The organism is Saccharothrix sp. AJ9571 (genome assembly GCF_021725495.1).
Taxonomy (GTDB): domain Bacteria; phylum Actinomycetota; class Actinomycetes; order Mycobacteriales; family Pseudonocardiaceae; genus Amycolatopsis; species Amycolatopsis magusensis.
In genome coordinates this window covers 6,319,358-6,344,438 of record NZ_CP091382.1, presented here as the reverse complement: position 1 = coordinate 6,344,438, position 25,081 = coordinate 6,319,358, and the positions used below count along the sequence as shown (strand labels likewise).

24 protein-coding genes and 2 pseudogenes are annotated in these 25,081 nt (G+C 70.9%); 11 read left to right on the top strand and 15 right to left on the bottom strand.

The window, feature by feature from the left end; all coding sequences use genetic code 11:
* The first annotated feature begins 195 nt into the window (after nt 1–195).
* The gene (locus L3Q67_RS29390) at nt 196–891 is read left to right on the top strand and encodes a FadR/GntR family transcriptional regulator (protein WP_499184672.1); all 696 of its coding nucleotides are present in this window, start codon (nt 196–198) and stop codon (nt 889–891) included.
* Nucleotides 892–1,507: 616 nt separating this feature from the next.
* On the opposite strand, the gene L3Q67_RS29385 is transcribed toward L3Q67_RS29390, so the two are convergent.
* From L3Q67_RS29385 to L3Q67_RS29375, 3 genes are read right to left on the bottom strand one after another with little or no spacing between them, the layout of a single operon-like run.
* On the bottom strand, nt 1,508–2,110 hold the full coding sequence (locus L3Q67_RS29385) for a bifunctional 4-hydroxy-2-oxoglutarate aldolase/2-dehydro-3-deoxy-phosphogluconate aldolase (RefSeq protein WP_499184671.1): 603 nt from the start codon (nt 2,108–2,110) through the stop codon (nt 1,508–1,510).
* A gap of 6 nt (nt 2,111–2,116) precedes the next feature.
* Complete coding sequence (gene dgoD / locus L3Q67_RS29380; protein WP_499184670.1) at nt 2,117–3,262, bottom strand: D-galactonate dehydratase; 1,146 nt, start codon at nt 3,260–3,262, stop codon at nt 2,117–2,119.
* A gap of 18 nt (nt 3,263–3,280) precedes the next feature.
* Nucleotides 3,281–4,009, bottom strand: coding sequence for an SDR family NAD(P)-dependent oxidoreductase (locus L3Q67_RS29375; protein ID WP_499184669.1), 729 nt, complete (start codon nt 4,007–4,009; stop codon nt 3,281–3,283).
* 155 nt (nt 4,010–4,164) lie between these two features.
* Between L3Q67_RS29375 and L3Q67_RS29370 the strand changes: the two genes are divergently transcribed.
* Both L3Q67_RS29370 and L3Q67_RS29365 read left to right on the top strand, forming a co-directional pair.
* On the top strand, nt 4,165–5,787 hold the full coding sequence (locus L3Q67_RS29370) for a DUF8728 domain-containing protein (RefSeq protein ID WP_499184668.1): 1,623 nt from the start codon (nt 4,165–4,167) through the stop codon (nt 5,785–5,787).
* A gap of 38 nt (nt 5,788–5,825) precedes the next feature.
* Nucleotides 5,826–6,434 (top strand): TetR/AcrR family transcriptional regulator, encoded by a 609-nt coding sequence (locus L3Q67_RS29365; RefSeq protein WP_499184667.1) that lies wholly within the window; start codon nt 5,826–5,828, stop codon nt 6,432–6,434.
* Here the strand turns inward: L3Q67_RS29365 and L3Q67_RS29360 are convergent.
* The 3 genes and pseudogenes from L3Q67_RS29360 to L3Q67_RS29350 form a co-directional block, all read right to left on the bottom strand.
* Nucleotides 6,391–6,624: pseudogene (locus tag L3Q67_RS29360) on the bottom strand (maleylpyruvate isomerase N-terminal domain-containing protein); the annotation flags it as partial. The gene L3Q67_RS29365 and the pseudogene L3Q67_RS29360 sit on opposite strands and share 44 nt — an antisense overlap.
* A 21-nt stretch (nt 6,625–6,645) precedes the next feature.
* Nucleotides 6,646–6,762, bottom strand: a pseudogene (locus L3Q67_RS29355) (maleylpyruvate isomerase N-terminal domain-containing protein); the annotation flags it as partial.
* Between the two features lie 11 nt (nt 6,763–6,773).
* Nucleotides 6,774–7,706 (bottom strand): LysR family transcriptional regulator, encoded by a 933-nt coding sequence (locus L3Q67_RS29350; RefSeq protein ID WP_499184666.1) that lies wholly within the window; start codon nt 7,704–7,706, stop codon nt 6,774–6,776.
* Nucleotides 7,707–7,787: 81 nt separating this feature from the next.
* Here L3Q67_RS29350 and L3Q67_RS29345 point away from each other — a divergent pair, with 81 nt between their 5' ends.
* Genes L3Q67_RS29345 through L3Q67_RS29335 form a run of 3 tightly spaced genes read left to right on the top strand, consistent with a single transcriptional unit; the run spans nt 7,788 to nt 11,180 of the window.
* On the top strand, nt 7,788–8,510 hold the full coding sequence (locus L3Q67_RS29345; protein WP_499184665.1) for a succinate dehydrogenase cytochrome b subunit: 723 nt from the start codon (nt 7,788–7,790) through the stop codon (nt 8,508–8,510).
* A gap of 1 nt (nt 8,511) precedes the next feature.
* On the top strand, nt 8,512–10,443 hold the full coding sequence (locus L3Q67_RS29340; protein ID WP_499184664.1) for a fumarate reductase/succinate dehydrogenase flavoprotein subunit: 1,932 nt from the start codon (nt 8,512–8,514) through the stop codon (nt 10,441–10,443).
* Nucleotides 10,440–11,180 carry a succinate dehydrogenase/fumarate reductase iron-sulfur subunit gene (locus L3Q67_RS29335; RefSeq protein ID WP_499184663.1) on the top strand — a complete coding sequence of 247 codons (741 nt, stop codon included), beginning with the start codon at nt 10,440–10,442 and terminating at the stop codon, nt 11,178–11,180. Before L3Q67_RS29340 ends, L3Q67_RS29335 begins: the two co-directional genes overlap by 4 nt.
* A gap of 46 nt (nt 11,181–11,226) precedes the next feature.
* On the opposite strand, the gene L3Q67_RS29330 is transcribed toward L3Q67_RS29335, so the two are convergent.
* The 3 genes from L3Q67_RS29330 to L3Q67_RS29320 all read right to left on the bottom strand — a co-directional run bounded on the left by L3Q67_RS29330 (nt 11,227) and on the right by L3Q67_RS29320 (nt 13,572).
* Nucleotides 11,227–11,496: a thioredoxin domain-containing protein gene (locus L3Q67_RS29330; protein ID WP_499184662.1), complete on the bottom strand. Its 270-nt coding sequence runs from the start codon at nt 11,494–11,496 to the stop codon at nt 11,227–11,229.
* A 79-nt stretch (nt 11,497–11,575) separates the two neighbouring features.
* Nucleotides 11,576–12,697 carry a carboxylesterase/lipase family protein gene (locus L3Q67_RS29325; protein ID WP_499184661.1) on the bottom strand — a complete coding sequence of 374 codons (1,122 nt, stop codon included), beginning with the start codon at nt 12,695–12,697 and terminating at the stop codon, nt 11,576–11,578.
* On the bottom strand, nt 12,688–13,572 hold the full coding sequence (locus L3Q67_RS29320; protein WP_499184660.1) for an MBL fold metallo-hydrolase: 885 nt from the start codon (nt 13,570–13,572) through the stop codon (nt 12,688–12,690). The genes L3Q67_RS29325 and L3Q67_RS29320 overlap by 10 nt, the downstream gene beginning before the upstream one ends.
* A 72-nt stretch (nt 13,573–13,644) precedes the next feature.
* Here L3Q67_RS29320 and L3Q67_RS29315 point away from each other — a divergent pair, with 72 nt between their 5' ends.
* The 3 genes from L3Q67_RS29315 to L3Q67_RS29305 all read left to right on the top strand — a co-directional run bounded on the left by L3Q67_RS29315 (nt 13,645) and on the right by L3Q67_RS29305 (nt 19,593).
* On the top strand, nt 13,645–16,206 hold the full coding sequence (locus L3Q67_RS29315) for an ATP-binding protein (protein WP_499184659.1): 2,562 nt from the start codon (nt 13,645–13,647) through the stop codon (nt 16,204–16,206).
* A 295-nt stretch (nt 16,207–16,501) separates the two neighbouring features.
* Nucleotides 16,502–17,296, top strand: coding sequence for an isocitrate lyase/PEP mutase family protein (locus L3Q67_RS29310; RefSeq protein ID WP_499184658.1), 795 nt, complete (start codon nt 16,502–16,504; stop codon nt 17,294–17,296).
* A 116-nt stretch (nt 17,297–17,412) separates the two neighbouring features.
* Nucleotides 17,413–19,593: a M6 family metallopeptidase gene (locus L3Q67_RS29305; RefSeq protein ID WP_499184657.1), complete on the top strand. Its 2,181-nt coding sequence runs from the start codon at nt 17,413–17,415 to the stop codon at nt 19,591–19,593.
* On the opposite strand, the gene L3Q67_RS29300 is transcribed toward L3Q67_RS29305, so the two are convergent.
* From L3Q67_RS29300 to L3Q67_RS29285, 4 genes are all read right to left on the bottom strand, one after another.
* Nucleotides 19,590–20,018, bottom strand: coding sequence for an SRPBCC family protein (locus tag L3Q67_RS29300; RefSeq protein ID WP_209667811.1), 429 nt, complete (start codon nt 20,016–20,018; stop codon nt 19,590–19,592). The genes L3Q67_RS29305 and L3Q67_RS29300 overlap by 4 nt on opposite strands.
* A gap of 243 nt (nt 20,019–20,261) precedes the next feature.
* Entirely contained in the window at nt 20,262–20,456 is a 195-nt protein-coding gene (locus tag L3Q67_RS29295; protein ID WP_499184656.1) for a hypothetical protein, read from the bottom strand.
* 75 nt (nt 20,457–20,531) lie between these two features.
* Nucleotides 20,532–21,017, bottom strand: coding sequence for an alanine racemase (locus L3Q67_RS29290; protein WP_499184655.1), 486 nt, complete (start codon nt 21,015–21,017; stop codon nt 20,532–20,534).
* 315 nt (nt 21,018–21,332) lie between these two features.
* The gene (locus L3Q67_RS29285) at nt 21,333–21,830 is read right to left on the bottom strand and encodes a pyridoxamine 5'-phosphate oxidase family protein (RefSeq protein WP_499184654.1); all 498 of its coding nucleotides are present in this window, start codon (nt 21,828–21,830) and stop codon (nt 21,333–21,335) included.
* 41 nt (nt 21,831–21,871) lie between these two features.
* Here L3Q67_RS29285 and L3Q67_RS29280 point away from each other — a divergent pair, with 41 nt between their 5' ends.
* Nucleotides 21,872–22,468, top strand: coding sequence for a TetR/AcrR family transcriptional regulator (locus L3Q67_RS29280; RefSeq protein ID WP_499184653.1), 597 nt, complete (start codon nt 21,872–21,874; stop codon nt 22,466–22,468).
* Between the two features lie 34 nt (nt 22,469–22,502).
* On the opposite strand, the gene L3Q67_RS29275 is transcribed toward L3Q67_RS29280, so the two are convergent.
* On the bottom strand, nt 22,503–22,988 hold the full coding sequence (locus L3Q67_RS29275) for a carboxymuconolactone decarboxylase family protein (protein WP_499184652.1): 486 nt from the start codon (nt 22,986–22,988) through the stop codon (nt 22,503–22,505).
* A gap of 155 nt (nt 22,989–23,143) precedes the next feature.
* On the opposite strand from L3Q67_RS29275, the gene L3Q67_RS29270 reads away from it, so the two are divergent.
* On the top strand, nt 23,144–24,037 hold the full coding sequence (locus tag L3Q67_RS29270) for a sigma-70 family RNA polymerase sigma factor family protein (protein WP_499184651.1): 894 nt from the start codon (nt 23,144–23,146) through the stop codon (nt 24,035–24,037).
* Between the two features lie 9 nt (nt 24,038–24,046).
* Here L3Q67_RS29270 and L3Q67_RS29265 read toward each other — a convergent pair whose 3' ends face one another.
* Nucleotides 24,047–25,081 carry a CdaR family protein gene (locus tag L3Q67_RS29265; RefSeq protein WP_499184650.1) on the bottom strand — a complete coding sequence of 345 codons (1,035 nt, stop codon included), beginning with the start codon at nt 25,079–25,081 and terminating at the stop codon, nt 24,047–24,049.

The window sequence follows — 25,081 nt, the reverse complement described above, 5'->3', positions numbered from 1 at the left end:
TTGCGAGGACTGGACGGAGCACGCGCCGCGTTCTCGACATGGTCGGCGGACGGAATCCCGAATGTGACCCAGGACACTCGGGCGCCTCGGGTGCGTTGGTCTCGCTGGCCCGGCGGGTGGCGGCGCTAGGCTGATCGGCATGACCGGCTGTGCTCCAATTCCGCGAGAGCAACTCCAGCTCGAGGCGGGCCGTCGTTGACTGAGCAGCGGCCGCGCGGGCTGCACGAGCAGACCGTGGAAGCACTGGCCACCCGCATCCTCGCCGACGAGTGGCCGGAAGGCGCGGTGCTCGACCTGCCGACGTTGCGCCAGGAACTCGACATCAGCCTGACCGCGTTGCGGGAGGCGCTGAAGGTGTTGTCGGCCAAGGGGATGATCGGGGCGCGGCAGAAGCACGGCACGTTCGTGCAGCCGCGCTCGCGGTGGAACATGCTGGACGCCGACGTGATGCGCTGGCAGATCGCGGCGGCGGAGGATTCGAGCCTGCTGGACGAACTGAGCGAGGTACGCGCGGTGGTCGAACCAGCCGCCGCGCGCCTCGCCGCCACGCGCGCGACGGCCGAAGACGTGGCCGCGCTGGAAGACGCCCTGCTTCAGATGGCCGATGCGGGGTCCGATGTGGACGCCGCCGTCCGCGCCGACCTGCTCTTCCACCGCCGGCTGATGGCGGCCACGCACAACAGCTTCCTGGTGCGGATGGAACGGATCATCGCCATCGGCCTGGCCGAACGGGACCGCATCGTGCACAGCACCCCCGCCGCCGGCGACCCCGTCCCGAACCACCGGGCCGTCCTGACCGCCATCACCACCGGCGACCCCGCGGCCGCCGAACGCGCCATGGCCACCCTGATCGCCGACGCGAACACCGACGCCACCCAAGCCCGCCCCTGACCCCACATTCGCGCGCCCGAACCCCACGTTCAGGCAACCGAACCCCACGTTCAGACACCGAGTTCCACACTCAGGCAACCGAGTCCCACGTTCAGGCAGCCGAGTCCCACACTCAGGCAACCGAGTTCTGCGTTCAGGCAACCGAGTCCCACGTTCGGGCGGCCGAGTTCTGCGCTCAGGCAGGCGAGTTCCACGTTCGCGGGGTCAGTTCAGAACCCGCGGCCGGATGCCAGGGGTGCGACCTCCTGGCGATCAGCGACCTTCGATCCGCAGCCGAAGGCGAACTCCACGTTCAGGCACCCGAGTTCCACGCTCGGGCAGCTGAAACTCCCACTCACGCCCGCGAGTTCCACACTCGGGCATTCCGAATGCGGAACTCGGCTGTCTGAACGTGGAACTCAGGTGCTGGAACGTGGGACTCGACTGCGGAAGTGCGTGACTCGACTGCCTTCAACGTGCGCCTCGGCTGCCCGAATGTCGAACTCGGGCGTCCGAGTGTGGGGTTCGGGCGCCCGAACGTGGAACTCGGGTGTCTGAACGTGGGGTTCGACCGCGCGAGTGTGGAACTCGGGTGCGGGAGTGTGGGACTCGGGGGGTTGAACGTGGGACTTGGGGGTTAGGGGGTGGTGGCGTGGAGGTAGGTGGTGGCGCGGTGGCGTAGGGCGGTGAGGTCGCCGTTGTGGGAGGTGAGGGGGCTGCCGACGCCGACGGCGACGGCACCGGCGGCGAGGTAGGGGGGGACGTCTTCGAGGGTGACGCCGCCGACGGGGACGAAGGCCAGGTCGGGGAACGGGCCACGCAGGGCGGCGAGGTAGGACGGGCCCAGGTGTTCGGCGGGGAACAGTTTCACCGCGGTGGCCCCGGCGACGTGCGCGGCCTGCACTTCCGTGGGGGTCATCGCCCCGGCCAGGACGGGCAGGCCCAGCTCGAGCGCGGCGTTCACGCCCTCGCCCAGTGCCGGGGTCACGGCGTAGGTGGCGCCGGCGTCCTTCGCGCGGCGGGCGTCTTCCGCGGTCAGCACGGTGCCCGCGCCGATCGAGGCGCCGGCGGCTTGGGTGGCGACCTTCTCCAGCACCCGCAGCGCGTCGGCGGAGGTCAGTGAGATCTCCAGCATCCGCACCCCGGCATCGATGAGCGTGAGCGCGGTGCGTTCGTCGGCCACCGGGTCGTCGCCGCGGATGATCGCCAGCAGCCGGTGTTCCTTCAGTTCGTCAAGCACAGGTCCTCACCATTCCGCGAACGAGCCGTCGTCGTGCCGCCACACCGGCGAGCGCCACCGGTGTCCGGTGGCGTCCGCCCGGCGGACGGCGTCCTCGTCGATGTCGACGCCCAGGCCGGGCGCCGTCCAGCGCTCGATCGAGCCGTCCCGGAACGCGAACGGCGCCCGGTCGAGCACGTAGTCGAGCAGTTCCGCCCCCTGGTTGTAGTGGATGCCGAGGCTCTGCTCCTGGATCAGGAAGTTCGGCGTGGCGAACGCCACCTGCAGGCTCGCGGCGAGCGCGAGCGGGCCCAGCGGGCAGTGCGGGGCGAGCAGCGCGTCGAAGGTCTCGGCGAGCGAGGCGATCCGCCGCACCTCGGAGATGCCACCGGCGTGCGACAGATCGGGCTGCACCACGGCGACCCCGGCGTTCAGCACCGGCAGGAAATCCGTGCGCGAGAACAGCCGCTCCCCGCAGGCGATCGGCACCGGGCTCACGCTGACCACGTCCGCCAGCCGATGCGGGTATTCGGGCAGCACCGGTTCCTCGACGAACAACGGGTGCAGCCCCGCCAGTTCCGGGATCACCCGCCGCGCCCCCGCAGCGGTGAACCGGCCGTGGAAGTCGACCGCGACGCCGTGCTGCTCCCCCAGCACCTCACGCACCGCGGCCAACCGCTCGACCACGCCGCGCGTCTCGTCCCGTCCGGGGATCCGGCCGATGCGCCCGCTGGCGTTCATCTTCACCGCGGTCAGCCCGGCTTCGACCTGCGCCGCGGCGGCTTCGGCGACGGCTGCGGGTTCATCCCCGCCGATCCAGCCGTAGATCCGCACCCGATCGCGGACCGCGCCACCGAGCAGCTGGTGCACCGGCACGCCGAGCGACTTGCCGAGGATGTCCCACAGCGCCTGGTCCAGCCCGGCGACCGCGCTGGAGAGCACCGGCCCACCGCGGTAGAAACTGCCCTTGGTCAGCTGCTGCCAGAGGTCTTCGACGCGGTGTGGATCGCGGCCGATCAGCAGCTCGCTCAGCTCCTCGACCGCCGCGCGTACGGTCCCCGCGCGGCCTTCGACCACCGGCTCGCCCCAGCCGGTGACGCCCTCGTCGGTGCCGACGCGGCAGAACAGCCACCTGGGCGGCACCAGGAACGTCTCCACGGAGGTGATCTTCACGCGCTCTCCTCAGGCAGCTCAGGACGAAGTCTTGTAGGTGCTCCACCCGCCGTCGACGACCAGCGACGCGCCCGTGACGAACGAGGCGTCGTCCCCGGCGAGGAAGGCGATCGCGGCGGCGACCTCTTCGGGACGGCCGAGCCGCTTCTGCATGGTCTGCTCGGCGCTGCGCCGCCGGTCGGCCTCGCTGACGCCGTCCCACGCAGCGGTCAGGACCGGCCCCGGCAGCACGGAGTTGACCCGCAGTTCGGTGCCGTACTCCGCGGCGAGCTGCCGGGCGAGGCCGGTCAGCCCGGCTTTGGCCGAAGCGTAGGCAGCACGCCTGGGCAACCCGGCCAGCGCGTGCACCGACGAGGTGAAAACCACCGCGCCACACCGATTCCGGCGCAGGTCTTCGAGACAAGCCTTGAACCCGAGGAACGAACCGGTCAGCATCACCGACAGCTGGCGCTCCCACGACGCGAGGCTCATCTCGTGCGCCGGCACGCCCTCGGCCGCGTAGGCGTTGCTCACCAGGACATCCACCGGCCCGAGCCGTTCACGGCACCGCCGCACGGCCTCGGCCCAATCGGGCTCCGAGCTGACGTCACAACGGAGGCCGATCGCCCGGCCGCCGATGCCGTCCGCGATCCGCTCGACGTCCGGATCGACGTCGAGCAGCGCCACCGCGGTGCCGTCGGCGGCGAACCTGCGCGCGGTCGCCTCGCCGATGCCCCGCGCTGCCCCGGTGATGATCGCGACCCGCACGCAGCGCAGTCTGCCCCACCGAGCCCGGCGACGTCAAGATTAATTATTAATTATCCGTTGAGTTGATCGTTCGGCTATTCGCAACGCGCCGGAAACAATTCGCGGACAACCTGGGCCACGGCGAAAGCATGTTCACTGACGTGAGGGATTTCGAGGTGGCTTTACTTCTTTCTGGCTGGGTGGCATTGGCCATTTCCGTGGTGGCCACTTGGCCAAGGTTGCCCACCGGCCGGGCGTGGCGGATCGGCCTGCTCACGGCCATCTGTGCTTTCTCCGTCGTTCACCAACTGTCCTTCGCCACTGTCGCCGAGGACGCCTTCATAACCTTCCGCTACTCGGAAAACCTGGCCACCGGAAACGGCCCGGTGTTCAACATCGGCGAACGGGTGGAGGGTTATTCGAACTTCCTGTGGATGGTGCTGGCCGCCATCCCGGAGGCGCTGTTCGGCAAGGGGATCGTGCTCGCCGCCTCTGTGCTGGGCATGGTCTGCGCCACCGGCTGCGTGGTGCTGGCCTACCTGCTGACCAACCGGCTCACCGGCGGGCGGGCCGACGGCATCGCCGCCGCGCTACTGGTCGCCGGTGCCAGCGGACTGGCCGCTTACGGCCCATCCGGGCTGGAAACGCCGTTGTTCGTGCTGCTCGTGCTCGGCGTGCTGTACGCGCTGGCCGTACGGCGCCCGTTCGTCGCCGGTGTCCTGGTCGCGCTGACCGGCATGACCCGCCCGGACGGGCTGCTGATCGCGGTGTTCGCCGGTGGCTGGCTGCTCTACACCGCGTTCCGCGGCCGCGCGAGCTGGCGCATGCCGCTCGCCTACACGGCCGGGCTACTGCTCCTTGCGTTGCCGTGGACGATCTGGCGCGTGGCCTACTACGGCCACCTGGTGCCCAACGCGCTCGCCGCGAAGACCGGCGGCTCGCTCGGCTGGCAACTGGCACAGGGCTGCGACTACCTGACCGGATTCGCCGTCGTCTCGCAGGGGTTCCTGCTGCCGACACTGGTCGCGCTCGGAGTGTTCGCCTTCTCCCGCAGGAAAACCGACGAGGAGCGGGCGTCGCTGGTGTGGCTGGTCTGCGGCACGGCGGTGGCGTACCTGGCGTTCATCACCTACGCCGGTGGGGACTGGATGCCCGGCTGGCGGCTGCTCGCGCCGGTGCCGGTGCTGCTCGCCGTCGCCGCGGTGGCCGCCGCGGGCCTGCTCCCACCGGACAAGCTGCGGGTGGTCCCGCTGGCCGCGGCCGGGGTGTGCGGCCTCTCGCTGATCGTCTCGACGACGGCACCGCAGATGGTCCCGGCGATGCACCAGTGGCGTGCGCAGATCTTCGAGATGGAGGAATTCGGCTCGCTGCTCGGCGCGAACCTGCCGCCCGGCACGGTGATCAGCACCTACGCCAACGGCGCGCTGTCCTACCGCGCCGGGCCCTCGATCCGGGTGGTGGACGTGCTCGGGCTGACCGACGAGCACATCGCCCGCCGGGGCCTGCGCACCGAGACCAACGGCCCGGTCGGGCACATCGCCCACGACTACGCCTACGTCATCGACGTCCGGCGGCCCGCGCTGGCCGTCACCGCCGGCAGCGGCTACGGCGACACCGCCCGCTGCACCCCCGACCCGGTCTACCAGGACGGCTACCGGCCGGCGAACTTCCAGCGCGAGGGCAGCGGGCAGTGGGCCACGGTGTTCGTCCGCGAAGATCAGACCGCGTTGATCCCCTTGCTCGACGCCGATCCGCGATTCACCTACATACCTTGCCCACCGCTTCCGCCCAGTGGATAGGCTGGGCCCGCCCTCACGGTCGGACGCCCCGGAGAACGATGAGCCTTCGCGAGCAGAAGAAGGAGCAGACGCGGCGGCTGATCGCCGTGACCGCGTGGGACATGTTCGCCGACCGCGGGTTCGACGCGGTGCGCGTGGCCGAGGTCGCCAGGGCGGCGCAGGTCGCCGAGGCGACGGTGTTCAACTACTTCCCGACCAAAGAGGACCTCTTCTACGCCGGGATCGACGCCTTCGGCGGGCGGCTGCTCGACGCGGTGCGCACCCGCCCGGCGGGCGAACCGGTGATCACCGCGTTCCGCCGTTGCCTCATGCAGGCCGGCGGTTTGCTCGTCGAGGCCAGAGCCGGTGACTGGCAGGCACTCGATCGCCTGCGCACGGTCAGCCGCCTGGTCGACGCCAGCCCGGCGCTGCGGGCCCGCGAATACCGTGCCACCGCCGAACTGGCGGACGCGCTGACCGAAGTGCTCGGCGGCGACTTCGCCGCGCGGGTCGTGGCGAACTCCCTGGTCAGCGTCTACCGCTCGCTGGTCTGCCAGGTCCGGCGGGGTGTGCTCGACGGGCACAGCCCCGGCCGCGTGGTCGCCGAAACCCGCCGCTTCGCCGAGGAAGCCTTCGACCTGCTCGAACGCGGGCTGGGCGACTACTGATCAGCCGATGACGAACGGCAGCCTGATCCGAGAACGATCCGGGGAACGCGGCCCCGGCGATCCGCTCCAGCATCTCGCGTGACCGCGCGAGCCCTTCGGCGGGCGGGAACGCGGCGTCCGGCAGGTACCTGATCAGGTCGAGGTGGTGCAGCGTCCATTCCAGGACGTACGCCGAGAAGTGGTCGCCCGCGTTGGCACTTCAGCAGCGCGGGCACACCAGATCCCGGACGAGCCAGCCGGAACAGCCGGACGGGCGGGCGAAGTCCGCGTCCGGGAGGTCGGCGATCGCGGCGAGCAACGCCGGCCAGGAATGTGAGAAGAGATCCACGACGGCCGACGCTAGCCGAGCTGGATGATCCGCGTCAGCGTCTCGCCGGTGGTCGCCGCGGTCGCCTGGTAGAGCAGGCGCGGCACGGCGTCGCGCAGCGCGCGCACCGCCCGCGACGGCTCCACATCGCGGCGGTAGGCCAGCCGGACCGTGCGGGTCAGGCCGGGCGCGGCGAACCGGGTGATCCGGAAGCGGTCGCCGACCACCGTGCCCGGCACCACGGCGAGCCCGATTCCGGCACGGACGAATTCCAGCACGGCGTCCATCTCGCCGCCCTCGATGGCGAAGTCCGGCTCGAAACCCTCGGCACGGCAGGCATCCATGGTCGCCTCGCGCAGGTCGTAGCCGCGCCGGAACATCACCAGCGGATGGCCGCGCAGCTCGCGGATCTTCATCCGGGCGCCCTGCACCGGCGCCGGCGCGTCCTTCGGGGAGATCACCACCAGCTCCTCGACGAACAGCGGCACGGTGGACAGCCGGGGATCGTCGTGCACCCGCGAGTCGACGATCATCGCCAGGTCGAGCGTGCCCTCGGACAACGCCGCCTGCAGATCCCGCGATCCGCCTTCCTGCAACACGAGTTCGATGCCGGGGTACTTGCCGCGGAAGGTCGCCAGCAGGCGCGGGAGCACCCCGGTGCACAGGCTCGGCGTGGCCCCGAACCGCACCCGCCCGCGCCCCAGCTCGTCGAGTTCGCGGACCGCGCGGTAGGCCGCCTCGGTCTCGGCGAGGATCCGGCGGGCGATCGGCAGCAGCGTCTCCCCCGCCTCGGTGAGCGTGACGTTGCCGCGGATGCGGTGGAACAACGTCGCGCCGACGTCCCGTTCGAGTGCCTTGACCTGCTGCGACAACGACGGCTGCGCCACCCGCATGCGCTCGGCGGCCTGGGTGAAGTGCCGTGTCTCGGCGACCGCGACGAAGTAGGCCAGCTGCTGGAACTGCATACCCCATCATAGACAGATCCTCTCGTGACCAGAGCAAAGATGTGTTTGCCCTCTGGTCAGGAGCGGGCATACCGTCGGAGCGTGGTACTTGCACCCGCGGCGAAGGCGTCGCCGAAGTCGCGAAAAAGCCCGGCACTACTGGATTTCTGGCGATCGACGATCGGCAAGAAGGCGGTGATGGCGGTCACCGGGCTGGCCATGGTCGCCTTCCTGCTGGCGCACATGGTCGGCAACCTGAAGATCTTCTTCGGCCCGGCCGAGTTCGACTCCTACTCCGCTTGGCTCCGCACCATCGGCGAGCCCGTGCTGCACCGCGAGTGGTACCTGTGGTTCCAGCGCGTCGCGCTGCTGATCGCACTGGTCGCGCACGTCACCGCCGCCGTGCAGCTCTCGCGGCGGGACCGGAAGGCACGGCCGGTGCGGTACGTGCACAGCAGGCGCCCGAAGGCCACCTTCGCCACCCGGACCATGCGCTGGGGCGGAGTGATCATCGCCTTCTACCTGGTCTGGCACATCCTCGACCTGACCATGGGCGCCGTGCACCCCGACTTCGTGCCGCACCACCCGTACCACAACGTGGTGGCCAACTTCCGGGTCTGGTGGATCAACATCGTCTACTTCGTGCCGGTGATCCTCGTCGGCCTGCACATCAACCACGGGTTCTTCAGTGCCGCGCAGACGCTCGGGATGAACCGCCCGGCGCGGCAGCGCGCGCTCAAGGTGACCGGATCCGCGCTGGCGTTCGTGATCACCGCGGGCTTCCTGCTGGTACCGATCGCCGTGATGACAGGGATGGTGGCGTGACATGCCCGAATACACCGTGGGCGAACCGATTTCCGACACGAAGGCACCGGGCGGGCCGATCGAGCGCCGCTGGGACGAGCGGAAGTTCACCGCGAAGCTGGTGAACCCGGCGAACCGCCGCAAGCACCGGGTGATCGTGGTCGGCACCGGGCTGGCCGGGGGTTCGGCCGGCGCCACCCTGGCCGAACAGGGCTACCACGTGATCCAGTTCTGCTTCCAGGACTCCCCGCGCCGCGCGCACTCGGTGGCCGCGCAGGGCGGGATCAACGCCGCGAAGAACTACCGCAACGACGGCGATTCGGTGCACCGGCTGTTCTACGACACGGTCAAGGGCGGCGACTTCCGCTCGCGGGAGTCCAATGTGTACCGGCTGGCGCAGATCTCCGGGCAGATCATCGACCAGTGCGTGGCGCAGGGCGTGCCGTTCGCCCGCGAGTACGGCGGCCTGCTCGACACCCGGTCCTTCGGCGGGGTACAGGTGCAGCGGACCTTCTACGCGCGCGGGCAGACCGGGCAGCAACTGCTCCTCGGGGCCTACCAGGCGCTTTCCCGGCAGATCGACGCCGGGAACGTGGAAATGCACGCACGGACCGAAATGCTCGACCTGATCGTGGTCGACGGCAAGGCCCGCGGCATCGTCGCGCGCGACCTGATCACCGGCGAGGTGACCAGCCACCTGGCCGACGCGGTCGTGCTGGCCACCGGTGGCTACGGCAACGTCTTCTACCTGTCCACCAACGCCAAGGGCTCCAACGCCACGGCGATCTGGCGGGCCCACAAGCGCGGTGCCTACCTGGCGAACCCGTGCTTCACGCAGATCCACCCGACCTGCATCCCGCGGTCCGGTGAGCACCAGTCGAAGCTGACGCTGATGAGCGAGTCGCTGCGCAACGACGGGCGCATCTGGGTGCCGAAGCGAGCCGGGGACGACCGCCCGCCCCACGAGATCCCCGAGTCCGAACGCGACTACTACCTCGAACGGCTGTACCCGAGCTTCGGCAACCTGGTGCCGCGCGACATCGCTTCACGGGCGGCGAAGAACCAGTGCGACGCCGGGTTCGGCGTCGGCCCCGGCGGGCTCGGCGTCTACCTCGACTTCGCCGACGCCATCGCGCGCCTCGGCCGTCCGGCCATCGAAGCCCAGTACGGCAACCTCTTCGACATGTACGAGCGCATCACCGCGGAGAACCCGTACGAGGTGCCGATGCGCATCTACCCGGCGATCCACTACACGATGGGCGGGCTGTGGGTGGACTACGACCTGCAGACCACCGTGCCGGGCCTGTTCGCCATCGGGGAGGCCAACTTCTCCGACCACGGCGCGAACCGGCTCGGGGCCTCGGCGCTGATGCAGGGCCTCGCCGACGGCTACTTCGTCCTGCCGCCCGCGATCAACGACTACCTCGCGCGCGGCGACTTCGAGCCGATCGGGCCGGACCACACGGCAGTGTCCGAAGTGGAAGCAGAAGTGCGGTCACGGGTGGACCGCCTGCTCGCGGTCCAGGGAGACCGCACGGTGGATTCGTTCCACCGCGAACTGGGCATGCTGATGTGGGACCACTGCGGCATGGCGCGCAACGAAACCGGGCTGCGCAAGGCCCTCGAACGGCTGCCCGCCCTGCGCGAGGAGTTCTGGCGGCGGGTGCGCATCCCCGGCAGCGGCGCCGAACTCAACCAGGAACTGGAGAAAGCGGGCCGGGTGGCCGACTTCCTCGAGTTCGGCGAACTGATGCTGCTCGACGCGTGGGTCCGCGAGGAGTCCTGCGGCGGGCACTTCCGCGAGGAACACCAGACCCCGGACGGCGAGGCGCAGCGCGATGACGAATCGTTCAGCTACGTCGCCGCGTGGCAGTACGGCGAGGACAAGCCCGTGCTGCACAAGGAACACCTCGGATTCGACTACGTACACCCCACCCAGCGGAGTTACACGTGAAGCTCACCGTGCGCATCTGGCGCCAGTCCGGCCCCGACAGCGAGGGCGGCATGGTCACCTACCCGGTCGACGGCATCAGCCCGGACATGTCGTTCCTGGAGATGCTCGACGTGCTCAACGAGGAACTCATCGAGCACGGGGAGCAGCCGGTGGCCTTCGACCACGACTGCCGGGAGGGCATCTGCGGCTCGTGCGGCGTGGTGATCAACGGCGAGGCACACGGCCCCGAGCGGACCACCACCTGCCAGCTGCACATGCGGGCCTTCCGCGACGGTGACGTGATCGACGTGGAACCCTGGCGCGCCAAGGGCTTCCCGGTGGTCAAGGATCTGGTGGTGGACCGCTCGGCGTTCGACCGGATCATCGGCTCCGGCGGTTACGTCACCGCGCCCACCGGCGCCGCCCCCGAGGCCCACGCGACACCGGTGCCCAAGCCGGACGCCGAACTGGCCTTCGACAACGCCACCTGCATCGGCTGCGGCGCGTGTGTGGCGGCCTGCCCGAACGGCTCGGCCATGCTGTTCACCGCGGCGAAGGTGGCGCACCTGAACGTGCTGCCGCAGGGTGGCCCGGAACGACAGCGGCGGGTGCTGGACATGGTGGGCACCATGGACGCGGAGGACTTCGGCGGCTGCACCAACGTCGGCGAATGCGTGGCGGCCTGTCCGAAGGGGATTCCCTTCACCAGCATCGCCAACCTGAACCGGGAGTTCCTCCGCGCCTCCCGCCACCGCTGACGCCGCCGCGGTGTGGTGCGCAGCGACCTGCGCACCACACCGCCGCTCAGGAGGCGAGCAGCTGCGGGGCGTGCTCGCGGACCGCGGCTTCGATCTGCTCGAGGGTCGGGTTGATCATGCTGTGCCCGCCGACGAACACGGTCGGCACGATCTCGTTGCCGTCCGCGACCGCCCGCACGCGCGCCGCCGCTTCCTCGTCCTCCCAGATGTTGAACTCGCGCACCGGCAGTCCGGCGCGGCTCAACCTGCCCGTCAGGTCCATGCAGAACGGGCAGCCGGGCCGCCAGTACAGGTCGATGGCGGAGATGGGGTCCATGCGCGTGTCCTCCTGGTCCGGGTCCACCCTCCACGGTACTGGGCGGTCGCGGGCGTCGCTCGAGTCCCGGTCGCGTTTCCTAGGCGGTGAACCGCCGTTCGCCCGTCCAGCCGGGCTCGCCGGTCTTCGCGAACCGGACCCACGCGCCGTGCAGCTCGGCGGCCAGGTGTTCCGGCACGTCGGGGCCGAGCAGGCCGTCCGGTTCGCGCAGCTCCGGCAGGTCCAGCCGGTCGAAGACGAACGGCAGCTCCACGGTGTGGCAGGCGCCGGACGGACCGCCCCGCCAGTCGAACTCGTAGGTGACCGCCTTCTCGTAGAGCGCGACCAGGCGGTCACGGCCGTCGCGGAACATCCGGTCGATCGCCTCGCTGTGCTCGGGGAGCTGGTACAGCCGGGACTCTTCGGAGTTGGTGCCTGCCAGCAGGTCCACCGGGTGCGGCGGCCCCGGCTCGTCGAGCACCACGCCGAGCGGCGTCAGCCGGGGGCCGGCGCGGACCTCGGTGAGCGCGGTGACCAGCCGTTCGTCGGGGATCCCGGCGAACGCCTCCACGGTCGGCTCGATCCCCAGCACACCCGCCAGGTCACGGGTGGTCTCGGCGGCCTGCGCGGCGGTCATCGTGCTGAGGCCGCCGCTCTGGCTGATCGCGCGCCGGAACAGGCCGCCCGCCTCGGGCGTGACCAGCAGCGCGCCGACGATCATCGCGCCCGCCGACTGCCCGAACACGGTGACCTGGTCCGGATCGCCGCCGTAGTCGCCGATGTGCGAGCGGACCCACCGCAGCGCGGCCACCACGTCGAGCAGGCCGCGGTTGCGCGGGGCGCCCGGCAGGTCCAGCCAGCCGGGGGCGCCGAGCCGGTAGTTCAGCGTGACCAGCACCACGCCGTCGCGGGCGAAGGTACTGCCGTCGTACAGCGGTGCCTGGCCGGTGCCGGAGACGAAGCCGCCGCCGTGCACGAAGACCATGACGGGCGCGCTGCCCGTGGTCGACGGCGTCCAGACGTTGAGGGTCAGGTAGTCGTCCCCGCGCTTCCAGCCGTGGCCGATCACCGGGCTGAGGTCCACCGGGAAGCGGCGTTCCGGCGCGGGCGCGCTCGGGCCGTCGGCACGCGGCACACCGTCCACCGGCACGGGCGCGGCGAATCGGCCGGCACCCACCGGCGGGGCCGCGTAGGAGATGTTGCGGAACGCCTTCACCGCCACGTCGCCCACTCCTTCACCGCGAACTTGGCGCCTTCACGCCGCACCTCGGCCGCACCGGCACCCGGGAAGTGCGCGGGCAGCAGCAGCGCGTTGTGGTCCGCCGCCCATTCCAGCACGCGGCGGCGCGCGACGGCGGCCTGCGCCTCGTCCTCGTCGAAGCACGGGCCGCAGTCCGGTTCGGCGATCTGGAGCGGGTTGTGCAGCAGGTCACCGGCGAACACCGCCTGGTCCCGCAGGTGCACCACCGAGGAACCGGGGGTGTGTCCCGGAGTCAGTTCGATGCGCAGGTTGGCGTCGACGTCGTAGTGCCCGCCTTCCCACAGCACGGTCTGCCCGGCGCGGTGGACCGGGGCGACGCTGTCCTCGAAGACGTTCTGCATGCCGCGGCCGGAGCGGGTGGTGTGCCCGTTCTCCGGGTTCCAGTAGTCGAAGTCGGGCCGGGCGATGACGTACTCGGCGTTCGGGAAGGTCGGGCGCCACTCGCGGTCGTGCAGGTGGGTGTTCCAGCCGACGTGGTCGCCGTGCACGTGGGTGGTGATGACCACGTCGACCTCCTCCGGGCGGACGACGGTGGACAGGTCGGTGAGGAAGTCCGTCTCGAGGTGGGCGAAGAACGGCATGTACGGGCGCTCACGGCCGTTGCCGATGCCGGTGTCGATCAGGATGGTGCGGCCCTCGCTGCGCAGCAGCCAGGTCTGGATCATCGTGCGGACCTCGTCGGCGGCGGGGTCGAAGTACTCGGGCGCCAGCCAGTTCTCGTGCTCGCGCCAGCGTTCGACCGGCACGTCGGGGAACATGAACTGCCGCGGCAGGCCCCGGGTGGTCAGCTCGACCACCCGGGTGATCTCGACATCTCCGATGGTGATGGTGTCCATGGGTCCAGCCTGGGCGCCGGGGTGCCCCGGCGGTATCGGTCAGCCGACTGCAGTCGGGGATACAGTCGGGTGGTGACCATCTCCGGACGGGACCCCGAACGCGCGGCCGTGCTGGGGCTGACCGGCGGCGTGCTGATCGTGGCCGGTGAGCCGGGCACGGGCAAGAGCACGCTGCTCGAGGAGGCCGCGGCGGCGCACGAGGGCAGGCTGCTCCGGATGACCGGTTCGGCTGGTGAGGCGAACCTCCCCTTCGCCGGACTGCACCAGTTGCTGCGGCCGGTCCGGGCGGAGATCGGCCGGCTGCCGGAGCGGCAGCGCTCCGCCCTGCTCGGCGCGATCGGCCTGGCCGGGAACGGCACGCCGGACCGGCTGCTCATCGGTGTCGCGCTGCTCACCCTGCTCTCCGATCTCGCCGGACGCGAGCCGGTGCTGGTGGTGGCCGACGACCTGCAGTGGCTCGATCCCGGCTCGCTCGAGGCGCTGGCCTTCGCCGCGCGGCGCATCGACGACGAGCCGCTGGCCGTGCTCGGCGGCACCCGGGACGTCACCGGGTTCGACGGCTTTCCTTCGCTGGTACTGGGTCCACTCGACACCAGGGCGGCGTCGGCGTTGCTGGACGCGCAGCCCGCTCCGCCGTCCGGCAAGCGCCGCCTGCGCGTTCTCGAGCAGGCGGCCGGAAATCCGCTGGCACTGGTGGAACTGGCCAGGGCGGACTGCGCGGACGAGGACCTGCTGCCGCTGACCGAACGGCTGGAGCGGGTGTTCGCCGCCGACCTGGCGGAGCTGCCCGAAGCGACGCGGGACGCCCTGCTGCTCGTCGCCGCCGAGGACCTCGTCGTGGCGGACCTGGCCGACGCCCTCGCGCCCGCCGAACGGGCCGGGCTGCTGCGCATCGCCGGTGGGCGGGTGCGCTTCCGGCACCCGCTCGTCCGCTCCGCGATCTACCACGGCGCTCCCCTGGCCACGCGTCGCGCGGCTCACCGTTCGCTCGCGGCCCGGCTCGCCGACGAGCCGGATCGCCGGGCGTGGCACCTCGCCGCCGCGGCGGGTGCACCGGACGAGGAAATCGCCGCCGCACTGGAAAAATCCGCGAACCGGGCCAAGGACCGCGGTGGTTACGCGGCCGCCGCGACCGCGCTGGAGCGCGCCGCCGAGCTGAGCCCGGACCGCCGCGACCGCGCCCGCCGCCTGGTGACCGCGGCGGGCGCGGCCGTCAACACCGGGCAGCCGCGCTGGGTCGAGCAGCTGGCGGCGAAGGCGAGCGCGAGCACCGACGACCCGGCGCTGGTGGCGCAGGCTTCCCTGCGAGTGGGCCAGGTGCTGACGTTGAGCGCGGAGCACGACACGGCGATCTCCCTGCTGTTGCGGGCGGCCGACGATCCGGACCTGGAGCGGATCGCCATGGCCTCGGCGTCGGTCGCCGGGTTCTACTCCGGGGACGAGGAACACCGCGTGGCCGTGCGCGCCCGGGTCAAGGGCGATCCCTGGACCCTCGCCCTGCTGGACCCGACCTCGCGGCGCGCGGAACTGGCGGCCGCGCTCCCCGCGCTCGTCGAGCAGGCAGGCGGTGACCCGGCGCGGCTGGTCTCGCTGGGCGCGATGGCCTGGCTGCTCGACGAAGTGGGCCTGGCCGTGCGCATCTTCGACGACGCGCTGCACCGGTGGCGGATGAGCGGCGCGCTGCCGACCGGGCTGGGCTGCTCGGCGGGCTGGGCGTACCTGGACCACGGCCAGTGGGCCCAGGCCCGGCTCGCCGCGACCGGCGCCATCGCCGCCGGTTCGGGCCTGCCCCACCTCGACGCGGCGACGCGCTCGCTGGAAGCCGCCGCGCTGGCCCTGTCCGGCGACACCGAGCGGGCTCGCGCGGTGGCGGGCACCGGGTTGTCCCTTGTGGACCCGAACCGCAGCCGGGCGGTGGCCGTGCGCACCCGGTGGGCGCTCGGGATGGCCGCCGTGGCCGATGGGGACCACGTGACGGCGTACGAGCAGTTCCGGTTGCTGTTCACCGAGTCCGGTGATCCCGTGCACTACGCGTGTTCCTACGCCGGGCTGGCCGAACTGGCGGCGGCCGCCGTCCGAACAGGACACGAGACGGAAGCCGCGGAGATCGTCGACCGGTGCGGGAAGCACCTCGACGGTGAGCTTTCGCCGCGGATGACCGCGTTGATCCACCGCGCCCACGCCCTGCTCGACCCGGAGTCCGCCGGGGAGCACTTCGAAGCCGCGCTCGCCGATCCCGCCGGTGGGCAGTGGCCGTTCGAACGCGCGCAGGTCCTGCTGGACTACGCGGAATGGCTTCGCCGTCGCCGCCGCATCTCCGACGCCCGGCCGAAGCTGCTGGCCGCGCTGGAAACCTTCCGCCGCCTCGGCGCCCACCCGTGGATCACGCGCACCGAAGGGGAACTCCGCGCCGCCGGTGTCGAAGCCACCCCCGCCTCCGACGTGACGACCACCCTGGCTTCCCTTACCCCGCAACAACAGCAGATCATCCGGCTGGCCGCCCGTGGCCTGAGCAACCGCGAGATCGGCGAACGCCTGTTCCTTTCGCCCAGGACGGTCGGCTCCCACCTCTACCGCAGCTTCCCGAAACTCGGCGTCACCGCCCGCTCCCAGCTACGCGACCTGGTGGGCTAGGCGCTCCTCCGGTGAGTCCGGTCACGCTCCGCGCCCAGGCGGCCAATGCTATGAGTGGGGCATTACTTGCAATCAACGCAAGTAATGCCCCACTCATAGCAATCGAAGTGGGCTCAGTCGACCCCGGGGGTCGCCCGGGCCCCTGGATCACCAAGCCCATCGACCAGGCTCACCGGACAGCGCCTAGGCGTGTGACCCCCATTCAGCCGGGTGATCAACGCCGCTGCGGGCCGATGGCGGGGCGATCTGCTGGCAAGATCGAGGGCAGTCACCCACGAGACGAGGGAAGGTCCACATGACCGGCAGCACTGGCGCCGACGTCGCGGCCAAAGCCACCGAACTGCTCCGCCTCCACCGCGATCCGCAGTTGCTGCGGGTGGTCAACGTGTGGGACGTGATCAGCGCGAAGGTGGTCGGCGACATCGAGGGCACGACCGCGCTCGCGACGGCCAGCCACTCGATCGCGGCCTCCCGCGGTTACGAGGACGGCGAGAACATCCCGGTCGAGGAGATGCTCGGCGAGGTGGCGAGGATCGTCGCCGCGACGGACCTGCCGGTGACCGCGGACCTCGAAGGTGGCTACGGCAACGCGGCCGATACGGTCCGCCGGGCCATCGGCGCCGGCGTGGTCGGGGCCAACATCGAGGACCAGCTGAAGCCGCTCGCCGAGGCCGCCGCCCAGGTCGAGGCGATCATGAAGGCGGCGGAGGCCGAGGGCGTGCCGGACTTCGTGCTCAACGCCCGAACCGACGCCTTCCTGAAGGCGGCAGAACGCGGCGCCGACGCCACGCTCGAGGACGCCGTCCGGCGCGGCAAGGCGTTCCTGGACGCCGGGGCGCCCGTGGTGTTCGTGCCCGGGGTGCTGTCCGAAGAGCAGATCACCACGCTGGTCGAGGCCTTCGGCCCGCAGCGGCTGACCGTCATCGGCCTGCCGGGCCTGCCGCCGCAGGCACGGCTCACCGAACTCGGCGTCGCCCGCATCTCCTACGGCCCGCTCACGCAGCGGGTCGCGCTGACCGCGCTGGCGGAGCTCACCGAGTCCATCCGTGAAGGCGGCGGCATCCCGGAGGGCACGCGTCCCCTGAACTGACGCACCACGAATGCTTATCCGGTCGTAAGGAACTGCGGTGTCCGCGACCTTCCCGAACAATGGTGACCGACCGGGAAGGCCTGCTAAATTCCCCTTCTCTCAGGGGAGGAAACACCATGATTCATTTCCCGGACACCCGGAGAAGAAGACGGTTCGCCGAGGCCGTGGCCATACTGCTGGTCATTCCGTTCCTGCAGGTGCCACCGGCCTCGGCGGCCACCGGAGCAGCTCCGGCCGACGCCGGGGAACTGTCCCGGAAGAATTACCCGGTCGACGGGCGGAAAATCGCCGTTCCGGCGAAACACACGCCAACGGAAAACACGAGACGGGCGCAGTCGGAGACACCGCCGGTGGGCACGGCCCGGCAGTGGATCGCGCTCGACGACTTCAAGGGCGGGATCTACCGCAAGAACTACACCCTGCGCGGCACCGGCACCGGCGTCGAGGTCTGGGTGGCCGACGACCTGGCCTTCCAGGCCGGCGACTGCCGCGCCCGGATCCCGTCCTCGACGGAGATCACCGACGCCCAGGTGGCGGCGATGGTCACCGAGTTCGACGGCAACATCCTCCCGAAGGAAGAAGCGCTCTTCAGCACGCCCCCGAGCCGGGACGGCACCGGCGCCCTCCTCGGCCCGGACGCCGCCGGGAACGGCGGGACCTACACCGGTGACGGCGGCAAGACCGTGGTGCTGGTCGACAACATCCGCGACCTCAACTACTACGACCGGCCCGCCGCGCCGCAGGGCATCACCGGGTTCTTCTCCCGCCAGTTCACCGAACTGCTCGACCGCAACGTGATCAGCGTCGACGCCTTCGACTGGCGCCACCGCACGGGCGCGAACCCGCCGGACGAGCCGACCGCCGACCCGTGCACCAGCAGGCCCGCCCGGCCGCGCAACTTCGAGGCCAGCATCGCCCACGAGCGGCAGCACATGCTGATGTACTACGCCGATCCCTTCGAATCCGTCTGGCTCGAAGAAGGCATTTCGCTGTTCGCCGAAGCGTTCGCCGGTTACGCGAACACGAAGGCCACGGTGTTCGAACCGTTCTCCGAGAGCCGGATCGCCTGTTTCCAGGGCTTCGGCAGCGTGGCGACCCCGTTCAACACCCCCCGCGACTGCGGCGGGCCGGAGAACTCGCTCAACCTCTGGGGTGAGGGGAAATCGCCCGCCGACATCGGCCACGCGTACGCGTTCCTGCTCTACCTGTACGACCACTTCGGTGCCGACCTGGTGACGCGGCTGCACCGGGACGGCGAACTCCAAGGGCTCGGCAGTGTGGAAGCCGCGGTCCGGGCCGAAGGCGCGCCCGGCCTGTACCGGGTGCTGCACGACTTCCAGTCCTCAACGCTCCTGGACAAGGTCGTCGGCGAGCGGCGCGGTGTCACCTTCGGCGTCCCGAAGGACCGCGTGACCACGGCGAGCCTGCGCTCCACCGTCAACTTCGCCAATCCGGACGTCCACGACGATCCGGGCGCGGCCCCCAACGGCGCGGACTACACCCTGCTGTCCGGCGCCGATGGCACGGTCCTCAGTGGACGAAGTCTGAAGTCGCTCGAATTCACCGGAGCGGACGCGCTACCACCGCTCCCTCTCAAGTGGACGGTAGTCGCCGACGACCCGGACCGGCCCGGCGATCCCGTGCTCTGGTCGGGCAACGACTACAACCTGGACTCCGCGGCGGTCACCCCGGTCACCGTGCCGTCCGCGGATCCGACGCTGCGCCTGCTCGCCAAGTACGGCGCCGAGTTCGGCTTCGACCACGCCTACGTGATGGTTTCCGCCGACGGGGGCAAGACCTACACCGCGGTCGCCGGTGACCGGACCGTCGAGGCGCCGCTCGGCCCCGGGCTGAACGGCACCACGGACGGTTTCGAGCCGCACTCGTTCGACCTGTCCGCCTACGCGGGCCGATCGGTCCTGCTCAGCTTCCGCTACATCAGCGACGGCGGCACCAACGAAGGCGGCCTCCGGGTCGACGACGTCACCCTCGGCGGCGCCACCCTCAGCGACGGCTCGAACCTCGACGCGTTCGACTCGCCGACGGAGGCCGCCCCGATCGAGGTGGCCAACTGGAACGTCCGCCTGATCGGGTACGACGAGCGGCACACCGCGGCCCTGCAACTGGAGTTCGACGGGCAGGACCGGTTCAGCCTGAACCGGCCCCGGCTGCTATTGCTGGCCCCGTTCCCCCGGGTCGTCGCGGTGATCGCCTACGACGAGCCGACCGAACGGGTGCAGCAGTACGCGCCGTACACCCTGTCGGTCAACGGCGTCACCCAGCCGGGTGGTGTTTAAGACCAGCCCTCCTGGTGCTCGGCCGCCTCCTTGTCGGTTTCGGCGGCCGCGCGCTGGGACAACGTGGCGACGGCCTCCTCCAGCCCACGCTGGACGTCGTCGCCACCGGCGCGCTCGGTGTGCAATTCGATGGTGACCTCGCTGGTGCCCGGTTCGGTCTCGGTCACGCTCAGCTCACCGTGGTAGTCGTCCTCGCCGGGCGCGCCCCACTTCAGGGTCCTGGCGCCTTGGTCCACGCGCAGCCACGCCTCGCCTTCGACGTGCTTGCCGTGCACCTCGGCCTCCACGTGGACCCGGTCGCCGCCTTCGCGGTGCGCCTCGGTCATCGAGGGCAGGAAGTGGGGCAGGTTGCCCGGCTCGGCGAGGTAGCCGAAGAGGTCCTCGGCAGGCACGTCGACGGTGCCGGTGTGGTGGTAGGACGGCATCAGTCCACTCCTTAGTTTTCGCTGCTCGTGCCCCCCGAGTACCCGAACCCACCACCTCCATGTCACGAATGTGGCTTTCGGAGCGGATTCGGCCCCCAAAGCCACATTCGTGTCACCCACCCACGCCCTCCCGCCCCCACGGAACAGCCACCCGGCCGCCCAACGCGACCACTACGGCACCCCCGCCGTAGTCACACTAAAAAACCGGGGTGGCCCCCAAACCGGGGTGGCCCCCACCAACGATCAGCCGCCAGGAACCAGATCCGGCTGCGTAGGCATCTCCTTCAACCGCCCCACCGGCGAAGCCATCAGCGGGAACAACATCGCCACCGAGGCGATGGCCAGTACCCACAGGGCCGTGTGCAGCCCCCACCAGGTCGCGGGCAGGCCGGCGACCGGGCCCCCGATGGCGCCGCCGCCGAACAGGGCCATGCGCATGGCCGCGCTCAACCGCAGCGTTAATCGTCGTCGCGATCGTCGTGCTGCTGGTGAATGTCACCGTCGCGAAGGCGGTCATGGTGGTCCCGCAGGCGCAGTCGGCGGTGAGCGCGACAGGCCGGTATCCACCTTGAGGTGCACATACGCGCACTTCCCCGCCCGTTCGGCGCTCGCGGCGATGCCGTCGAGGTGCTCGATCGACGAGACCGACAGGTCGATGTCACCGGTGATGGCCGGGGCGAAGTCCTCGTCCGGCAGGTGGAGCCAGCTCAGCACCGGCGCGGTGATCCCGGCGGCACGCAGGTGCAGCGCCTCGGCGAGCGAGGTGACGCCCAGCCAGGTCGCGCCGTGCGCGAGCGCGGTGGTGGCGACCGGGAGCACGCCGTGCCCGAAACCGTCCGCCTTGACCACCGCCATGAGCTCACCGGAACTGCGTGCCCGCAGCAATTCGGTATTGTGCGCGATCGCGCCGAGATCGATCACGGCCACCCCGAGCGATTCGGCGGCCGTCGCCGCGCCGGGCGCATCAGTCCACCGGTAATCCTCCCGGACAATACTCATGCTGCCCCCTCGGCATAGGCTTCGCCCTCACTCGGGGGCCACACTTTACCCGTTTTCCCCTGGTGCGCCATGCCATTTCGGAAACGGCGCGGAATCACCGCTTTCTCATTTCACTCACCGAAAGGACAAGCATTTTCGCGCCGGGTTGGAAATTGCCCGACCGGGGACCGGCGTCCGGGGCTTCACGAGCGGGAACCGAGCCGGGCACCAGTCACGCCGGATACGGTCGATCTCGCCGGCTCGGTGCGGGAGCCTCCCACCATGGACCCGACGGGTTCCCGCCGAGCCGGCTCTGGGAAGTCCACTTCGGACCGCTCAGAGATGGGCGGCGGTGCTCCCGGCGACCTCCAGCGCGGGCAGGCCGAGCTTGCGGTGGTCCCACGAGCGGATCCGCTCGGCGTCGAACCGCACGGCCACGCGCTTGGCGAGCATGAACTCGACCATCGGCTTGACCTCTTCGCTGTAGGGCCCGTTGTACCGCTCCCACACGCCGACCCCGACCGCCCACAGCGCGTCCGGGTCGTCGACGATCGTCGCGTGGCCCTCCATGGCCACCCCGCGCAGGGCGTCGTAGGTGTGGCCCGTCTCGATCATCACCGTGGCCCGGCCGTCCCGGCGCAGGTTCACCGCCTTCTGCGACTTGGCCTTCGTCTCGAACCACAGCACCCCGTCGAGCACGGCGTACCACATCGCCACCAGGTGCGGCTGGCCCGACGAGCCGACCGTCGCCAGCGTGGCCACGCGCTGCTCGTCCAGGAACCGCGCGATCTCCTCGGCGGACATGACGATCCGGCGGCGCTGGTTCTCGCCCATGCAGGCACACCTTCCGAGAAGACCGGGCACATAATGAGACTGTGTCTCACAGTGAACCGGACGGTCTCGCCGCCCGCAAGAGGCGGGCGACCAGCGCCCGCATCGCCGCGTCGGCGGCCCGGCTCGCCGGGCGGCACGGGGTCGCGAGCACCACGGTGGAGCAGATCGCGGCCGACGCCGAGGTCGCCCGTGCCACCTTCTTCCGGTACTACAACACGAAAGAGAGCGCCATCGCGGAAGGCGTCACCGGCCCCTGGCTCGTGCTGGTCACCGAAGCGCTGGCGCGTCAGCCGGAGCACTTGTCCGCGAAGGCGGCGCTGGTCGCGGCGTTCGACGAGCTCGCCGGGCACTTCTCCGGCCACCGCGGCGAGATCTGGGAGCTCGCCCGCCTCACCCGCTCGTCACCGGCACTGCACGCCTGGACCGCGCAGACCTACCAGCGCTACGAGGACGCCATCGCCGGGCTGCTGGCGCCCCGCTTCCCCGCGTCGTCCGAGCCCGATCCACGGCCGCGCCTGCTGGCGGTGCTCGCCATGGGCGCGGTCCGCGTCTGCCTGGACGACTGGGTCGCCACCGGCGGCTCGCTGCCCGCGCTGCTCTCCCGCGCCTTCGCCTCGATCACCGTCGAACCGGGGTGAGGCCCCGGATCCGGCGGATCCGGGGCCTGTCCGATCACTGGCTCAGCGCGGCGAACATGCCGGGCTCGTAGGCGCCCGCCGGGTTGCGCACGATCACGTTCATCCGGTTCGCCGCGTTGATCATCGCCACCAGGCACACCAGCGCGGCCACCTGGTCGTCGTCGAAGTGCTCGCGCACCCGGGCCCACGTCTCGTCGGACACGCCCTGGTGCGCGTCGGCGAGCCGGGTGCCCTCCTCGGTGAGGGCCAGCACGGCCCGCTCGGCTTCGGTGAACACCGTCGCCTCGCGCCAGGCCGCGATCAGGGCGAGCCGGACCGCGCTCTCCCCCGCGGCCGCGGCGTCCTTGGTGTGCATGTCGAGGCAGAACCCGCAGCCGTTGAGCTGGCTGGCCCTGATCTTGACCAGTTCCTGCGTGGTCGCGGGCAGCGCCGAGTGCTCGATCACCAGCGCGGCACCGAGGAAGCGCTTGCTGAACTTGGCGGCGACCTCGTTGTCCATCAGGTTGAATCGGGCGTCCATGGTGTCTCCTCGTTCGTCGTGGCAGGGGGTACGGACACCAGATGCCGGCCACCCCGGATCCTGTGACAGCGGGAGACGGCGGTCACACCGGTGTCACAGATCGGGCGGGCCCGGCGTCTGGTGGGCGAACCGGACGAGGAAAGGCGGGAGCCAGCATGCAGGGCACCGAAGGCAGCGAGAGCACGGACGCGTTCGTCACCCATCGCAACCTGTTGTTCACCGTGGCCTACGAGATGCTGGGCTCGGCCGCCGACGCCGAGGACGTGCTGCAGGAGACCTGGCTGCGGTGGGTGGACGTGGACCTCACCGAGGTGCGGGACCAGCGCGCGTACCTGGTCAAGATCGCCACCCGCCAGGCGCTGACCCGGTTGCGCACGCTCGGGCGCCGCAAGGAGTCCTACGTCGGTTCCTGGTTGCCCGAGCCGCTGCTCACCGCACCCGACGTGGCCGACGACGTGGAACTGGCCGACAGCGTCTCGATGGCCATGCTGCTGGTGCTGGAGACGCTGACCCCGACGCAGCGGGCGGTGTTCGTGCTGCGCGAGGTGTTCGACCTGCCCTACGACGAAATCGCCGAAGCCGTCGGGAAAACCGAGTCCGCGGTCCGCCAGATCGCCCACCGGGCGCGGGCGCACGTCGCGGAGCGCCGCCCGCGCGGGATCGTCACCCCGGCGCAGACCCGCTCCGCGCTCGAAGCGTTCCAGCGAGCCGTCCAAACCGGTGATATTCAGGGCCTGCTCGACATTCTTTCCCCGGACGTCGTGCTGCTCGGCGACGGCGGCGGCGTGAAGCAGGCCGTGCTCCGGCCCATCCACGGCGCGGACAAGGTCGCCCGGGTGCTGACCGCCGGGCTCGGCCGGGTCGGCGACGCGGGCTCGATGCACCCGGCCCAGGTCAACGGGCACCCGGCGCTGGTCTTCCAGTTCGACGGCGAACTCGACTCCGTGCTGGCGGTCCGGTTCGACGAGGGCCGGATCACCGGTCTCTACGCGGTGCGCAATCCCGAGAAGCTGTCCCACATGGACCGGGAGATCACCCTGCGCCGCTGATCAGGCACCTCAGTCGCCGAGCAGCCGCCACGCGGTGAGCGCGAGCCGGACCCGGACCAGCCCGGCGGGTTCGGTGAGGTCGAAGCCCAGTGCCTTCCCGAGTTGCTCGAGCCGCCGGGCGATGCTGCTGTGGTGCAGGTGGAGCCGGTCCGCGGCCCGGCGCAGGGAACCGGTGGCGCAGTAGGCGTCCAGTGTCGCCAGCTCGTCCGGCTGACCGGCCAGGCAGGCGATCGCGGCCACGTCGGCGTTGTCCCGGACGACTTCGGGCGGGACCTGCGCCAGCAGCGCCAGTGCTCCCAGTTCGGCGTACCGCACGACCGGCTCCCGTGCCGTGGTGAAGCGCAGTGCCGTGCGTGCTTCCCGCCAGGAACACTCGGGGCTGCCCGCGGCGCCGACACCCGCGCGCACGCCAGCCGGGAACCGTGCCGTGTCCATAGTGGACGCCAGGATGACACCCACCCCGCCCAGCGGCGCCGCCTTCACCGGCCGTCCCTGGCAGATCGCGCCGGCGACCCGGTCCAGCGGCGACTCCGAACGCACGGCGGCGACCCGGATCGGCACGCCGGCGCCGAAACCCAGCAACCGCAACGCCCTCGCCCGGCCCGCCTCGTCGGTGTCGCCGCCGATCACCAGCTCGATCAACGCGGGATCGGCCATCGTGGTGCGGGCCGGGCCGTAGCGTTCGACCACGGCCGCGACGGCGATGGCGAGCCGGTCCAGCACCAGGTCGTCGAGCGGCACGGGCTCGCCCGGCCGTTCCAGCCACACCAGCCCGATCTCCTCCTCGTCGAGGACGATCGGCAGCTTGACCGAGGTGCCCCCGGCCGGATCGGTGGTCTGGCGGCCGTCGGGCCCCATCCGGATCACCCGGCCCGTGCCGTGGAGCCGGACCCCGGCCACGCATCCGGCCAGCCCGGCGGAGGCCCGCACGAGGGCGGGCAGGTCGACCCGGCGGCGCATCAGCGTGTCGTAGAACATCACGACCCGCAGCGCGCCCCCGGCTTCCGCGTCCAGGTGCGACAGCCGTTCGGCGAGTGCCTCCAT

What these genes read in the sequence shown, in the direction of transcription:
- L3Q67_RS29365 (WP_499184667.1), top strand. Translation starts at nt 5,826, where the DNA reads ATGAGCCTTCGCGAGCAGAAGAAGGAGCAGACGCGGCGGCTGATCGCC.
- L3Q67_RS29350 (WP_499184666.1), bottom strand. Translation starts at nt 7,706, where the DNA reads ATGCAGTTCCAGCAGCTGGCCTACTTCGTCGCGGTCGCCGAGACACGG.
- L3Q67_RS29340 (WP_499184664.1), top strand. Translation starts at nt 8,512, where the DNA reads ATGCCCGAATACACCGTGGGCGAACCGATTTCCGACACGAAGGCACCG.
- L3Q67_RS29330 (WP_499184662.1), bottom strand. Translation starts at nt 11,496, where the DNA reads ATGGACCCCATCTCCGCCATCGACCTGTACTGGCGGCCCGGCTGCCCG.
- L3Q67_RS29320 (WP_499184660.1), bottom strand. Translation starts at nt 13,572, where the DNA reads ATGGACACCATCACCATCGGAGATGTCGAGATCACCCGGGTGGTCGAG.
- L3Q67_RS29310 (WP_499184658.1), top strand. Translation starts at nt 16,502, where the DNA reads ATGACCGGCAGCACTGGCGCCGACGTCGCGGCCAAAGCCACCGAACTG.
- L3Q67_RS29305 (WP_499184657.1), top strand. Translation starts at nt 17,413, where the DNA reads ATGATTCATTTCCCGGACACCCGGAGAAGAAGACGGTTCGCCGAGGCC.
- L3Q67_RS29300 (WP_209667811.1), bottom strand. Translation starts at nt 20,018, where the DNA reads ATGCCGTCCTACCACCACACCGGCACCGTCGACGTGCCTGCCGAGGAC.
- L3Q67_RS29295 (WP_499184656.1), bottom strand. Translation starts at nt 20,456, where the DNA reads ATGCGCATGGCCCTGTTCGGCGGCGGCGCCATCGGGGGCCCGGTCGCC.
- L3Q67_RS29290 (WP_499184655.1), bottom strand. Translation starts at nt 21,017, where the DNA reads ATGAGTATTGTCCGGGAGGATTACCGGTGGACTGATGCGCCCGGCGCG.
- L3Q67_RS29285 (WP_499184654.1), bottom strand. Translation starts at nt 21,830, where the DNA reads ATGGGCGAGAACCAGCGCCGCCGGATCGTCATGTCCGCCGAGGAGATC.
- L3Q67_RS29275 (WP_499184652.1), bottom strand. Translation starts at nt 22,988, where the DNA reads ATGGACGCCCGATTCAACCTGATGGACAACGAGGTCGCCGCCAAGTTC.
- L3Q67_RS29270 (WP_499184651.1), top strand. Translation starts at nt 23,144, where the DNA reads ATGCAGGGCACCGAAGGCAGCGAGAGCACGGACGCGTTCGTCACCCAT.
- L3Q67_RS29265 (WP_499184650.1), bottom strand. Translation starts at nt 25,081, where the DNA reads ATGGAGGCACTCGCCGAACGGCTGTCGCACCTGGACGCGGAAGCCGGG.